The 13619-nt window shown below is 42.7% G+C and carries 12 protein-coding genes; all 12 read left to right on the top strand.

Going from position 1 to position 13619, the window contains the following annotated elements; all coding sequences use genetic code 11:
• Nucleotides 1–47 precede the first annotated feature (47 nt).
• The 12 genes from flgK to fliE all read left to right on the top strand — a co-directional run bounded on the left by flgK (nucleotide 48) and on the right by fliE (nucleotide 13609).
• A complete protein-coding gene (gene flgK, locus C9J12_RS01805; RefSeq protein WP_107241137.1) occupies nucleotides 48–1928 on the top strand; it encodes a flagellar hook-associated protein FlgK in 1881 nt (626 codons plus the stop codon).
• Nucleotides 1929–1940: 12 nt separating this feature from the next.
• Complete coding sequence (gene flgL, locus C9J12_RS01800; RefSeq protein ID WP_107241136.1) at nucleotides 1941–3131, top strand: flagellar hook-associated protein FlgL; 1191 nt, start codon at nucleotides 1941–1943, stop codon at nucleotides 3129–3131.
• Nucleotides 3132–3364: 233 nt separating this feature from the next.
• Nucleotides 3365–4534: a flagellin gene (locus tag C9J12_RS01795; protein ID WP_107241135.1), complete on the top strand. Its 1170-nt coding sequence runs from the start codon at nucleotides 3365–3367 to the stop codon at nucleotides 4532–4534.
• Nucleotides 4535–4792: 258 nt separating this feature from the next.
• On the top strand, nucleotides 4793–5959 hold the full coding sequence (locus tag C9J12_RS01790) for a flagellin (RefSeq protein WP_107241134.1): 1167 nt from the start codon (nucleotides 4793–4795) through the stop codon (nucleotides 5957–5959).
• Nucleotides 5960–6039: 80 nt separating this feature from the next.
• Entirely contained in the window at nucleotides 6040–6474 is a 435-nt protein-coding gene (locus C9J12_RS01785; RefSeq protein ID WP_107241133.1) for a flagellar protein FlaG, read from the top strand.
• Between the two features lie 24 nt (nucleotides 6475–6498).
• Entirely contained in the window at nucleotides 6499–7872 is a 1374-nt protein-coding gene (gene fliD, locus C9J12_RS01780; protein ID WP_107241132.1) for a flagellar filament capping protein FliD, read from the top strand.
• Nucleotides 7873–7915: 43 nt separating this feature from the next.
• Nucleotides 7916–8200, top strand: a complete 285-nt coding sequence (locus C9J12_RS01775; protein ID WP_107241131.1) for a flagellar rod protein FlaI — start codon at nucleotides 7916–7918, stop codon at nucleotides 8198–8200.
• A 15-nt stretch (nucleotides 8201–8215) separates the two neighbouring features.
• Entirely contained in the window at nucleotides 8216–8620 is a 405-nt protein-coding gene (gene fliS / locus C9J12_RS01770) for a flagellar export chaperone FliS (RefSeq protein ID WP_107241218.1), read from the top strand.
• Between the two features lie 341 nt (nucleotides 8621–8961).
• Entirely contained in the window at nucleotides 8962–10419 is a 1458-nt protein-coding gene (locus C9J12_RS01765; protein ID WP_107241130.1) for a sigma-54 dependent transcriptional regulator, read from the top strand.
• 231 nt (nucleotides 10420–10650) lie between these two features.
• Nucleotides 10651–11745, top strand: a complete 1095-nt coding sequence (locus C9J12_RS01760; RefSeq protein ID WP_107241129.1) for a sensor histidine kinase — start codon at nucleotides 10651–10653, stop codon at nucleotides 11743–11745.
• Between the two features lie 30 nt (nucleotides 11746–11775).
• Nucleotides 11776–13176, top strand: coding sequence for a sigma-54-dependent transcriptional regulator (locus C9J12_RS01755; protein ID WP_107241128.1), 1401 nt, complete (start codon nucleotides 11776–11778; stop codon nucleotides 13174–13176).
• A 121-nt stretch (nucleotides 13177–13297) separates the two neighbouring features.
• On the top strand, nucleotides 13298–13609 hold the full coding sequence (fliE, locus tag C9J12_RS01750; protein WP_011217670.1) for a flagellar hook-basal body complex protein FliE: 312 nt from the start codon (nucleotides 13298–13300) through the stop codon (nucleotides 13607–13609).
• Nucleotides 13610–13619: the final 10 nt, after the last annotated feature.

The following is a 13619-nucleotide window of genomic DNA, read 5'->3' as shown; positions in this document are numbered from 1 at the left end:
ATTTAACTTTGTTAATTATATGAATTTTATGACTAACTGGAGGCGTAATGGCATTTGATTTGCTCAATATGGGCTCTCAAGGTTTATTGACTGCACAACGACAGCTCAATACGACCAGCCATAACATTAATAATGTTAATACCGAAGGGTATAGCCGTCAGTCTGTGGTGCAGCAAACCAATGATCCTATTTGGTCGGGCGGTAGCCAACATGGTACGGGTGTGCATGCGGCAGAAGTTCGCCGTGGCTACGATCAGTTTGCCACTAATGAATTAAATATAACCACTACGAATTTAAGTTATGCAACTGAACGAGAAGGGCAATTAGGGCGACTAGATAATATGCTAGCCAACAGTTCTAAGAAAATCCCTGAAGATATGAATCAGTGGTATGACGCAGTAAAAGCGATGGCCGATAGCCCGAATGATCTGGGTTCACGTAAAGTTGTGATAGAAAAAGCCAAGCTGGTGGCATCGGGATTAAATGACAGTTACGGCACATTAGCGAAGCAAAAAAATGAAACGAATGAAGTGCTGTCAGGCGCATTAAATCGGGTGAATGACATTGGTCGTGAACTGGTAGAAGTGCACAAAGCACTCATTAAAACGCCAGCTTCAGGGGCTGATAATGACCTGATGGATCGCCATCAAAACTTGATTAATGAGTTATCCCAATACACCAAAGTGACGGTAGCCCCAAAAAATAATGAAACCTTCAACGTCATGATTGGCAGTGGGCATACCTTGGTATCGGGTACTGAATCTAGCGAATTACGGATGATCAATGGTAAGCCCGATCCACAGCAAACCCAGTTAGCGATTGTTGAGGGCAAAGCTTTAAAACCGATTCGTAACGACGATATTGGCGGCAAGCTGGCAGCTTTATTTCAATATCGTGATGAAACCCTGTCACAAGCGATGGATGAAATGGGGCGTATTGCTATCGGTTTCTCTGATTCGGTTAATGAATTGCAATCGCAAGGGTTAGATTTAAACGGTGATGTAGGTGGCAACCTATTTCATGATGTGAATGACCCTGCATCTGCCGCCGCACGTGCTCGTGTTCCAGCTGGATCGACTGCTGATTTAAAAGTGTATATTGAAGATATTAACCAGCTAAAAGTGGGCGAATATGGGCTCACGTTTGATGGTAGCCAACACACGTTAACTTCACCTGATGGATCACGTCTGAGCGTTGTACCCAGCGGAAACCCAGCAGCATTTTCTGTTGATGGATTACGTATTCAGATGGATTCACCGATAGGCATTGGTGAGCGTATTGCTATTCGCCCAACCCGCGATGGTGCGGGTAACATTAAAGCATTATTGGATGATCCGGCAAAAATTGCCGCTCAAAATTTTTTAAGCTCTGCGACTAAAGTGAACGGCAATGCAGATTTAGCAATTAACGCAGCGGGCGGCCCAAATGAGTTTCAGGTTGCCGTGTCGCCTGATGCAAGCCAGTTTGCCGTACTCGATATGAAAGGCAATATTTTGCAGGCTCCACAAGTATACCCACCTAGTGGTGAGGTAAATGTGGGGGGGACACGTTTTACCTTATCGTCAGGTGCGGTGGGGGGAGATGTTTTTGCTGTCAACCTTAATGCATCTGATGGCGACAATGGCAACCTTATTAAAATGCAAGATCTTCAAGATCAGAAAATCATGAACGACGGACGTTCTAGTGTGATTGATGTGTATGAAGGGCTGAATACTGAAATGGGTGTACAAAAAGCATCGGCTTCCCGATTAAAAGAAGTGGGTTTAGTTGAAAAAGATGCCGCCCAAGGCCGAGTGGCTGAAATTGCTGGCGTAAACATGGATGAGGAAGCTGCCAATATGATGAAATTTCAACAAGCGTATATGGCGTCGTCTCGCATCATGTCTGTTGCGACTGAAACCTTCGATACTTTGTTAAATATACGATAGGAACGAACAGCCATGATTAGTCGTATTGCCAATTTCCATCATTATAACTCTGTATCTAATGATATGAATCGCCAGCAAATAAAAGTGCAAGAAAACCAGCAGCAATTAGCTTCTGGTAAGCGCTTATTAACGGCGGGGGATGATCCTGTTGCGTCTATCTATATCCAGAATTTTGATCAGCAAAACACCCAGATCGACCAATCAGTAAAAAGCATTACCATGGCAAGAAATCGCCTAAATAATGAAGAAGCGGCAATCACTGAAGTCGAGAATCTACTTGATGATGCTAAACGTAGATCCATGATGATGGTGAACGGTTCATTATCTGGCGATGATCGTGTGGCGCATAAGCAAGATATGCAGGGGGCATTTGATTCATTTATGAATGTGGTTAACACGCGTGATGAATCTGGCAACTATGTCTTCGCGGGTACGCAATATAGTCAACAGCCTTTTTTCCGTGATAACAATGGCGAGGTAGCTTATGTCGGTGATAGTTATCAACGAATGGCAAAAATTTCTCCGTCGGTTGATGTGCCAATCAATGATGCAGGTGACAAACTTTTTCTTGAAGTTGCGAACCCCTTTGGCGACTACCAGCCTGATTACGCGCTAGAAAGTGGTTCGTTATTACTGCTTTCGCAAGCCCAAAATGGCAATGATGCCGATCAATCAAAATACCGTGTCGATTTTTCAACATCGTCGGGTAGTACGTCATATGAACTATATCAAGATGGGGCGTTAGTTAGCACTGCACCTTTTGATCCTCATAAAGGTATTCAATGGAATACCTTACAGATTGATCTTAAAGGGGAAATAAAAAATGGCGATAGTATCTCGTTAAACAGACAAGAGAATGTCAGTGTCTTTGATGCTTTTAAGCGAGGTATCGAGCTATCAGACAGCGATGTCTCTGACGCGTCAGCAACAGCGGAGCTGCATCAGGTTGCGGAAGAATTAGCACAAGGGTTTAAGCATATTAACCGAGCAAGATCTGAAGTGGGTACTCGGCTGCAAACGTTAGATCGCCAAGAAGATATGCACCAAGATTTTAAAATTGTAATGAATGAAGCACGCGGCACATTAGAAGATCTTGATTACGCTACAGCAGTGATTGAGTTGAACCAAAATATGACGGCGCTGCAAGCATCACAGCAAGCGTTTGCGAAAACAAAAGACCTGAATTTATTTAATTATATTTAAAGGGAAGGGGTATAAACCCATCTTAATGACGTTAGATTTAACTAAATATATTTGAATTACGTACGTTTAACACCGTAATACTAATTGTTGGCATACAGTTTGCTTTAAGTGGACTAGTGGCAAAAAATTACCCATTAAATAACTTAATATGGCTGGTCCCACTTCACTGTCTGAAAGATTGACGTTGCGGGTAGTCTGTTTCACCTAAGAATGAAAAGTCAAAGGAGAGCAAAATGGCTGTAACTGTAAACACCAACGTGTCTGCCATGACTGCGCAGCGTTACCTGAACAAAGCATCTAACGATCTTAGTCAATCAATGGAACGTCTATCGACAGGTAGTAAGATCAACAGCGCAAAAGATGATGCAGCTGGCCTACAAATTTCAAATCGTTTGGTTGCTCAGACTCGTGGTTTGAACGTCGCCATACGTAATGCCAATGATGGTATTTCGATTGCCCAAACGGCAGAAGGCGCATTACAAGAATCAACCAGTATTTTGCAGCGTATGCGAGATCTGTCATTGCAGTCAGCGAACGGTGCCAACTCAAATGAGGATCGTGAGGCAATTCAGGGAGAAGTCACTGCGTTGCAGGACGAGCTGAACCGTATTGCCGAAACAACAGCATTTGGTGGTCGTAAGTTACTGAACGGTACGTTTGGTGAAGCGGCATTTCAGATCGGTGCCGACTCCGGTGAAGCGATCATCATGGGCCTGACCAGTGTTCGTGCTGATAATAAAGATATGGGCGGCGAAATACTTGGTGGTAAAGGTCAAGCGACTGCAGACTGGAAAACGGGTGTTAATAACAAAATTGCTTTTTATGTTGGTGATACTACTAAGCCGGAAAACCTTGTCACTATCGATTTAGCTGAAGGTGATGATATAGAGGAAGTTGCAACCCGCATTAATGGTCAAACAGAGAAAGTTGCTGCATCTGTTACTGAAAATGGCGAATTACAACTTTTTGCTCAAGATCAAGAAATTAAAATAACTGCAGATACCATCTTGACTAAGGGGTTGGCGGATAAAAATGACCCAGCGAGTGCTGCTACAGATATTCTTGCTTCCGGTGCCGTTAGTACCGATACGACGGTACAGGATATCGATGTTGGTACGGTTGGTGGTGCACAAAAATCCGTGGGTATTATTGATGCCGCCTTGAAGTATATTGACTCTCAGCGTGCAGACTTAGGTGCAAAACAGAACCGTTTAGGTCATACCATCAATAATCTGGCCAATACTGCTGAAAATGTATCGACCTCGAACAGCCGCATCCGTGATACGGACTTCGCCAAAGAATCGACTGAAATGACAAAAAACCAGATTCTACAGCAAGCAAGCACGTCAATCTTGGCTCAAGCTAAACAGATTCCACAGGCTGCACTGACATTACTGCAATAAATACGAGAGCAATAGGTTGCAGAGTTATATTTTAAAAAACGGTAAGAGGCAACCTCTTGCCGTTTTTTATTGCCTGATAATCCCCTTACTATCCATCATTAAACCTTTCTGAGTCACACTTTTGTCTCTTTTTAAAAAAAAATTAAAAAAAGCTTAAAGGTTTTCTATTCCATGCCGTTACAACTCTTGAATAAAGATTATAGAGGTCTTGCCGGCTGGGCTGGTTAAGCCATTAAAAATAATTAAGGAGATACAATTATGGCAGTTACAGTAAATACTAACGTTTCTGCGATGACCGCTCAGCGTTACCTTGGCCAGGCAACCGAAGCTACAGGTAAATCAATGGAGCGCTTGTCTACGGGTAGCAAGATCAACAGTGCAAAAGATGATGCTGCTGGTCTGCAAATCTCGAACCGTTTGATGACTCAGAGCCGTGGCTTAGACGTTGCCGTACGTAACGCCAACGATGGTATCTCTATGGCGCAGACTGCTGAAGGTTCGATGCAAGAAACCACCAGTATTCTGCAGCGTATGCGTGACTTGTCTCTGCAAGCATCGAACGGCGCAAACTCACAAGAAGATCGCGATTCAATTCAGGGCGAAATGACTGCCATGAGCGATGAATTGAACCGAATCGCAGAAACCACGTCTTTTGGTGGTACCAAACTGTTGAATGGTACTTTCAATACACGTTCGTTCCAAGTTGGTGCCGATTCTGGTGAAGCGGTACAGATGACGATTAATAATACTCGTGCTGACTCTGAAGGCATGGGTGCTGATGCCTTTACCGTAACTGCGGGTATGAGCAGTATAGAAACACTGGCAGCTGATACGGATATTAAATTCACCATAAAAGTTGATGGTGCAGATGTAGAGCATACAGTTGCCTTAAAAGGCGGTGATGACATTGAAGAGATTGCTACTCGTATCAATGGTCAGACTGATCAAGTTAATGCATCGGTAACCGAAAAGGGTCAGCTTCAACTTGTCTCTGATGATGGCGCTGTGGCAGTGACAGCCGGCAGCCTGGTAACCGCAGGCTTGAAGAATGCTACAACAGGTGTACCTGAGGCTGGAGCAGTCAACTTAGCTGTTGGTACGGCTAGTACAGAAAAAGTGGCAGGCATCGATGTCAGCACTGTTGGCGGCGCACAAAAAGCCGTTGCGACCCTTGATTCTGCAATGAAGTATGTGGATTCAGAGCGTTCTCAGTTAGGTGCTTCTCAGAACCGTCTGAACCACACCATTAATAACTTAAATAACGCTAACGAAAATGTTTCTGCCTCTAACAGCCGTATTCGTGATACTGATTTCGCGAAAGAAACAACGAATATGACCAAGAACCAGATTCTTTCTCAGGCTTCTACGTCAATTCTTGCGCAAGCAAAACAAGCACCACAAGCTGCACTAAGCTTACTAGGTTAATTCCACTAAAAGCGGCAAGGGTATTCCCTTGCCGCTTTTTTCTATATGCAGTTTACAGAAAATGAAGAAGGTGAATGATTATGGATATGAAACCTGTATCAAACTCATCTCAGCCCTCACCGTTATCAATAAGCGGCACAAATGTTGCTAGTATTTCAGATGATTCTCAGGGCTTGCCGTCAGTCTCCAAACCTATAAATCAAGCGAATATTGATCACAGCAGTGATAAAGGCAAAACGGATATTCGTCGCGTAGAGCATTCTGCCGTGCTGGAAAAGCACAGTGAGATGCAACGTGAACAGCTTGAGAAAATGGTTGAAAAAATAGAAGAATTTGTCGGCACATTGAATAAAGGTCTCGCATTTCGTATCGATGAAGAATCAGGTCGTGATGTTGTTACTATTTATGACAAACGTAGTGGCGATGTGGTTCGACAGATCCCTGATGAAGATATGTTAGAGTTCTCTCGGCAGATAGCAGCGCATTCCGGGGGGTTGGTCACGACGAAAGTGTAATTCTGGTATCAGTTGAGGTAGTTAATGAACATAGGCGCAGCGGCCACCGCATCAGGTTTTGATATTAACGGCATGGTTAATAAGATCGTTGAATCTGAGCGAGTTCCAAAAGAAGCGCGTATTAATCAGCAGCGAGATCAGGTTGATGTCAGCCTCAGTGCGTATGGGCGGCTGAAAGGTTCGCTAGACACCATGAAAAATCTTGTGTCAGAGTTTCGTCGTGATGATACATTATCAGCGCGACTGGCGAACTCTAATGACAGTGATGTTTTAACCGCCACAGCCTCACCCGAAGCCATTCCTGGTAAATATACGGTTAACGTTCAGCAACTCGCCCAATCCCATAAAATTGTTTCAAGCTCTTTTGATGAAAAAGAGAAATTAGGTTCCGGTAAACTTGCAATTGGGTTGGCAGGTTTGCAATTTACCGTTGATATCCCTGAAGATGAAAGCAAAATTCTTGATGTTGTTCGCCTGATCAACCGACACCCTTCTAACCCCGGGGTGATGGCTTCAATTATTAAAGACGATGTGGGCGCGCGTTTAGTATTAGCATCCGATAAAACGGGTGAGCAGAACAGTATCAAGGTTAAAGTTGATGCGCCTTCCTCCAGCACGTTGCAAAAGTTTGGTTTTAACAAAAATCAAGACGTTAACTCCATGACTGAGATGCAACAAGCGAAAGATGCAAAAGTGCTGATAGATGGGTTAGCGGTGGTCACCAGCAGTGCGAATGTGATTGAAGATGCCATTAAAGGGGTCGATCTGAACTTGGTTCAGTTAACTGATGGACTGGAGACGCCCCATGCCATTGTTGATGTCACTTATGATCGTAATCAGGTAGGCGGGGCTATTGAGCAGTTTGTAAATGCTTACAATCAGTTTTTTGATGTCAGCCAGGAACTCGCTAAGTTTGACACGCAAACCCAAGAAAAAGGTCCGTTGGTCGGCGACAGCATTGTTCGGTCTGTGACTAACCAACTAAGGACAGCTTTTTCGACCCCTATTGATGGCGCGCCAGCGTCGGTTAAAACCCTGAGTGAATTAGGGATCACCACGACTATTGGCGGGCGGCTAGAGGTTGACTATGACATGCTGGACAAACAGCTTGATCAGAATTTCACTGATGTCGGGGAATTTTTTGGTGGTCGAAATGGTTTTGCTCGTAGAGTTGAAGATTTGATCCACTCACATACTGGGATCACTGGCAGTATCAAAGGTCGGGAAAACAGTTTAAATGATCAGGTTATGCGTTTAAATTCTGATCAAACAAAGTTAGATCGTCGAATGGATAGTGTACAACAGCGCACGCATGATCAATTTATGGCTATGGATTCTGCAATGGGAAAAATGCAAGGTCAGTTTAGCTCTATGATGAGCATGATGCCCCAGATGTAATACTAATTGGCATAATTAATAAGTGTGATTGAAGAGAGTCTTTATGCAACGTTTAAGCCAGTTAGACAATAAACTGGAGGCAATTTTAGCTGTTGAAGGTGACGTTGCTTCTGATAAGTTGCAACAGTTATTACAGCAACGTGAATCTCTTTTACAAAAGCTGATGGCTGAGCCTGAACGCCTAAAAAAAGATGAGTGGCAGGTAGCAGTTGAGCGAACGTCGAGTTTGCTTGAGCGGATCCGTCAGCACAGAGATATGTCAGCAAGTCAACTACAACGACTACAGCACGGGCAGCGCTCGATGCAGGTTTATAATAAATTTCGGTAAGGTAATAAAATGGCAATGAGAGGATCGCTACAGGCTTACAAACGAGTCTCTGTTGATAGTCAGCTAACATCTGCATCACCACACCGTGTGATTCAGATGTTAATGGCAGGCGCAATCGAACGCCTTATTCAGGGAAAAGTGTCAATGGAGCAAGGTAACATTGCTGTTAAAGGTGAACGTTTAGGGAAAGCGCTAGATATCATTATTTGTTTACGCAGTAGTTTATCAATGGAAGATGGCGGTGATATTGCAACGAATCTTGATGCATTATACGAATTTATGATTCAGCAAACTTATAAAGCAAACCAAGAAAACAAACCTGAGCTAATTGATGACGTCATTGATATGTTGCGTGAGATTAAATCAGCTTGGGAGCAAATTCCGGCCGAATTCCACAACATTACTCAGTTTGAAATGTAGTTAAACAATTGTTTCGATTATCTCTGGTGTTTAGCGAGAGATAATCGTTTTCATGAAAAATAAAGATTTTGGTTATTATATGAAAAAGGAAAACAGATAAATTCTTTATAATCTAATAAGGTATATTCATTTTTTACGTTAATAACATGTTTGTTTAGATTGTTTTTTCTGCTTTTTTGTCTCGATTTTCATTTTACCTTGTACTGGTATCACAGCTTTTGTCTGTCTCTGGTTGCCTTATGCTGTGCATTTATTACAATAGCAGCATAGCTCTGGTTGCTGTTCCTCTCGAATACGCCACAAAATAGAACATTACCTTAAAGGCAGGCAATATCAATCTTATGCAAGGTTTAGCAAAGACCCTCGTTATTGATGACGATCTGCAGCATCGTCATGACTTAAGTGTCATTCTTAATTTTGTTGGTGAACAGCACGAAGCCGTTTCAACAAATGAAGTTGATAGCTCTCTTTGGGAGAAGGCTTGGGGCGCCTGTCTGTTGGGGAAAATAAGCTCCGGTAAGTCACTGAATAAAATTCTCGACTATTTACGCATTCATCATCATATTCCAGTGATTGCACTATCAAACCATGATCATGAATTAGCGGGTTTATCTAATTATGTGGGGGAGTTATCACTGCCACTTAATTACAACCAGTTAACTGATGCGCTTCGTCATTGTCAGGAATTCCTTGGCAAACAGACATTGCACGTTCCACAGTTAGGAAGAAAAAATACATTATTCCGAAGTATGGTGGGTCGCAGTGATAGCATTAGTCAGGTTCGAAGATTAATTGAGCAAGTAGCATCAACTGATGCGAGTGTGTTGATTCTTGGTGAGTCGGGCACTGGTAAAGAGGTTGTCGCACGTAATATTCATTACCACTCTTCACGTGGTAAAGGGCCTTTTGTGCCAGTTAACTGCGGTGCAATTCCTCCTGATTTATTAGAAAGTGAGCTTTTTGGCCACGAGAAGGGCGCATTTACGGGCGCTATTTCATCCCGTAAAGGGCGTTTTGAATTAGCTGATGGTGGCACATTATTTCTTGATGAGATCGGCGATATGCCGATGTCAATGCAAGTTAAATTATTACGCGTTTTACAAGAACGTAGTTTTGAGCGTGTTGGTGGGAATAATACAATCAAAGTCAATGTGCGTATTGTTGCGGCAACGCATCGTAACCTTGATGAAATGATAGCTGCTAATACATTCCGCGAAGATCTTTACTATCGCCTGAATGTGTTCCCAATCGAAATGCCAGCATTGCGTGAACGTGTTGAAGACATTCCATTATTGCTTCAAGAATTATTAGCAAGAATGGAAGCTGAAGGCGCGAAACTTATTCATTTCACTCCTCGTGCGATTACATCGCTGATGGAGCATGAGTGGGCGGGTAATGTTCGTGAATTAGCCAATTTGGTTGAGCGTTTAATTATTCTTTATCCTGGTGAAATGGTTGATGTGAACCATTTACCGATGAAGTATCGCTATAGCCATATTCCCGATTTTCAACCGGAAGACAACTTCTTATCAACAGAAGAGCAAGAACAATCTGCATTGGCTGATATGTTTGCCTCTACGTATGTTGAAGAAGAGGATCCGGCGGGTTTGAATGACTTACCACCTGAAGGCTTAAATCTAAAAGAGATGTTAGCCGAGCTAGAAGTGGAAATGATTCGTCAAGCACTAGAAGCACAAGCGGGGGTGGTTTCTCGTGCCGCTGATATGCTGGGCATGCGTCGTACTACCTTGGTTGAAAAAATGCGGAAATACGGATTGAGTAAAGAAGACATTCGTTAATACCAACACCGCTTTTGATATATTACAAACAGCTCTTATTTGAAAAAATAAGGGCTGTTTGTGTATTATTATGACTTTCTCTTCGTACTTTTTGACTGTTCATTTTTATCACTGTCATTTTTTTGACCTTACACTTAATGCTTTATAGTTCATAACTGGCTGATATTATTTGTTATATTTTGGCACGAAAAATGCTTTATATGGTTTTTGTGCGCTATTATTCGGTGTAAAATGGACGAGATAGAATCCCCGCTGGGAACGCTGAGTCAACAAGTCAGTCGTTATAAACAAGTATTGGAAGTTATGCCTTCAGGTGTAATTTTGCTTGATCCTATGGGGTGTGTCTGTGAAGCCAATCCTGAAGCACACCGTTTACTTGGTGCACCGTTAGAAGGTGAGCGATGGTTTGCGGTTATTCAGCGTGCCTTTGCACCACAAGATGATGATGGTCATGAAGTATCATTACGCAGTGGGCGTAAAGTAAAGTTAGCTATTTCTGCTTCTGATGCTGGGCAATTGATTTTTATTACCGATATGACGGAAACCCGTCTTTTGCAATCACGTATCAGTGAAATGCAACGTTTATCATCGCTAGGAAAAATGGTTGCATCGTTAGCACATCAAGTCAGAACGCCATTATCGAGCGCCATGCTATATGCCGCTAACTTATCTAGCCCGAATTTACCCCCTCAAACACGCGATCGTTTTCAAACCAAGTTGGTTGATCGATTGCATGATTTGGAAAAACAAGTCAATGATATGCTGTTGTTCGCCAAAGGGGGCGATAACAAAGTCATAAGCCGCTTTAGCATCGAAAGTTTACTCAATGAATTAGAAAGCATGGTCGAAGCGCAAGTTCTGACAAACAAGGTTGATTTTAGCATTGATTGTGATGATGAAAGCGTGATGATCTTAGGCAACGAAAATGCACTGGCTAGTGCATTAAGTAATTTGATTACAAATGCGATTCAAATGTCAGAGTATGTTGAGACAAGCTGCAAAATTGCAATCACTTGTGAAGTACAAGGTGACAATATACGTTTATCTGTTTTCGATAATGGTCCCGGTATTGCGCCAGATATGCAGGCCAAAATTTTAGAACCCTTTTATACCACACGACAACAAGGTACAGGGCTTGGCCTCGCAGTTGTTCAAATGGTCGCGAATGCGCATGACGGTAAACTGTCATTGATATCAGAACTAGGGCAGGGCGCTTGCTTTAGTATCACGATGCCTTTAGCGCAAGAACAAATGCCTTTAGCACAAGATCAAATGCCGTTAGCGACAGAAGCGAGTACTGAAGCCGTAAAGCTAGCATCACAATGAATAATAAAAATAAGCGATAAGGGAATTTTGATGAATCAAAGCCGCGTATTAGTTGTCGAGGATGACAAAGGTCTTCGTGAAGCATTAGTTGATACATTAGCATTAGCGGGTTACCAATGGTTAGAAGCTGATAGTGCCGAGAAAGCGTTGCTTATCTTAAAATCTGAACCCGTTGATATTGTGGTTTCAGATGTACAAATGGCAGGCATGGACGGATTAGGCTTATTGCGTAATATTAAACAAAATTGGCCTAAAACACCGGTTTTGTTAATGACAGCTTACGCGAATATTGAAGATGCCGTCTCTGCCATGAAAGAAGGGGCTATTGATTACATGGCGAAGCCGTTTGCACCTGAAGTGTTACTTAATATGGTGAGCCGTTATGCTCCTACTCGCAGTGTCTCAAGCCAAGCTATTGTTGCTGATGAAAAAAGTCTAAAATTACTCGCTTTAGCCGAAAAAGTCGCCAAAACAGATGCCAATGTCATGGTGCTTGGGCCTAGTGGTTCAGGTAAAGAAGTCATGTCACGTTATATTCATGATCACTCTACCCGTAGTGATGGGCCTTTTGTTGCCATTAATTGTGCGGCAATTCCAGATAATATGCTGGAAGCAACATTATTTGGTTATGAAAAAGGGGCATTTACGGGGGCCATTCAAGCTTGTCCGGGTAAGTTTGAACAAGCACAAGGTGGGACAATTTTACTGGATGAAATCAGTGAAATGGATATGAGCTTACAAGCCAAATTATTACGCGTATTACAAGAACGGGAAGTTGAACGTTTAGGTAGCCGAAAAAGCATTAAGCTGAATGTTCGAGTACTTGCGACCAGTAATCGTGATCTCAAGCAATACGTTGCACAAGGGCATTTCCGAGAAGATCTGTATTACCGTTTAAATGTATTCCCATTAGTGTGGCCTGCATTGTCTGAGCGTACAGGTGACATAACCCCGTTAGCCCGCTTTTTTGTAGAACGCCATTGCATGAACCAAGGTTTACCAGTGCTGGTAATTAGCGCGAGTGCAGAAGCAAAACTACAGCAATATGATTGGCCAGGTAATGTAAGAGAGCTTGATAATGTTATTCAACGCGCACTGATTTTATGTGATAGCCGTAGCATTGAAAGTGAGCACATTTTGCTTGAAGGGTTAGATTGGCTCGATGCTGTTAGTTTACAAAATGCCGTTGAGTCAGAATTAAATACAGGTAGTAAACCTCTTATACCTGAAATTGAACCGTTACAAACTGTGTCTGCACGTGATGGACTAGGCAGTGAGCTACGCGAACAAGAATTTATTATTATTATCGAAACCATAAAAGCATGTGACGGCCGTCGAAAAGACGTTGCTGAACAGCTAGGAATCAGCCCGCGAACACTGCGCTATAAATTAGCCAAAATGCGCGATGCCGGAATAGAGATCCCACTCTGATTAATAAATAATTAGCTCTTAATACGATTATTGCTTAAAACAGGCGTTAAGCTTGCAGTTTTAGGGCTTAAGCGGTGATAATCGATACAAACGTCAATATGCTGACTTTGCGAGGAATAGAATGAACGTCAATGGACTACAAGCAGAGATGCAAGCGATGGGCTTGGAGGCTCAAAACACTTCTCGTCCAGCAACTGGGCAGCAAGTCAGTGCCGATTTTGGTGCTTTGTTTAACGATGCGGTTAAATCTGTGAATCAGTTACAAAGTCAATCGAGCGATTTAAGTACCCGTTTTGATCAAGGCGATCACAGTGTGTCGTTATCTGATGTCATGATTGCCCGTAATAAGTCGAGCGTGGCTTTTGAAGCGACGGTACAGGTACGCAACAAGATGGTTGAAGCGTACAAACAATTAATGAATATGCCCGTATAATGCAGGAAGT

It is taken from the genome of Photobacterium frigidiphilum, assembly GCF_003025615.1.
GTDB lineage: Bacteria > Pseudomonadota > Gammaproteobacteria > Enterobacterales > Vibrionaceae > Photobacterium > Photobacterium frigidiphilum.
Note: the sequence above shows the minus strand (reverse complement) of the source record. Positions and strands in the feature narration are given on the sequence as shown.

Coding starts and splice junctions, on each gene's coding strand:
- flgK (WP_107241137.1), top strand. CDS start 48: ATGGCATTTGATTTGCTCAATATGGGCTCTCAAGGTTTATTGACTGCA.
- flgL (WP_107241136.1), top strand. CDS start 1,941: ATGATTAGTCGTATTGCCAATTTCCATCATTATAACTCTGTATCTAAT.
- C9J12_RS01795 (WP_107241135.1), top strand. CDS start 3,365: ATGGCTGTAACTGTAAACACCAACGTGTCTGCCATGACTGCGCAGCGT.
- C9J12_RS01790 (WP_107241134.1), top strand. CDS start 4,793: ATGGCAGTTACAGTAAATACTAACGTTTCTGCGATGACCGCTCAGCGT.
- C9J12_RS01785 (WP_107241133.1), top strand. CDS start 6,040: ATGGATATGAAACCTGTATCAAACTCATCTCAGCCCTCACCGTTATCA.
- fliD (WP_107241132.1), top strand. CDS start 6,499: ATGAACATAGGCGCAGCGGCCACCGCATCAGGTTTTGATATTAACGGC.
- C9J12_RS01775 (WP_107241131.1), top strand. CDS start 7,916: ATGCAACGTTTAAGCCAGTTAGACAATAAACTGGAGGCAATTTTAGCT.
- fliS (WP_107241218.1), top strand. CDS start 8,216: ATGAGAGGATCGCTACAGGCTTACAAACGAGTCTCTGTTGATAGTCAG.
- C9J12_RS01765 (WP_107241130.1), top strand. CDS start 8,962: ATGCAAGGTTTAGCAAAGACCCTCGTTATTGATGACGATCTGCAGCAT.
- C9J12_RS01760 (WP_107241129.1), top strand. CDS start 10,651: ATGGACGAGATAGAATCCCCGCTGGGAACGCTGAGTCAACAAGTCAGT.
- C9J12_RS01755 (WP_107241128.1), top strand. CDS start 11,776: ATGAATCAAAGCCGCGTATTAGTTGTCGAGGATGACAAAGGTCTTCGT.
- fliE (WP_011217670.1), top strand. CDS start 13,298: ATGAACGTCAATGGACTACAAGCAGAGATGCAAGCGATGGGCTTGGAG.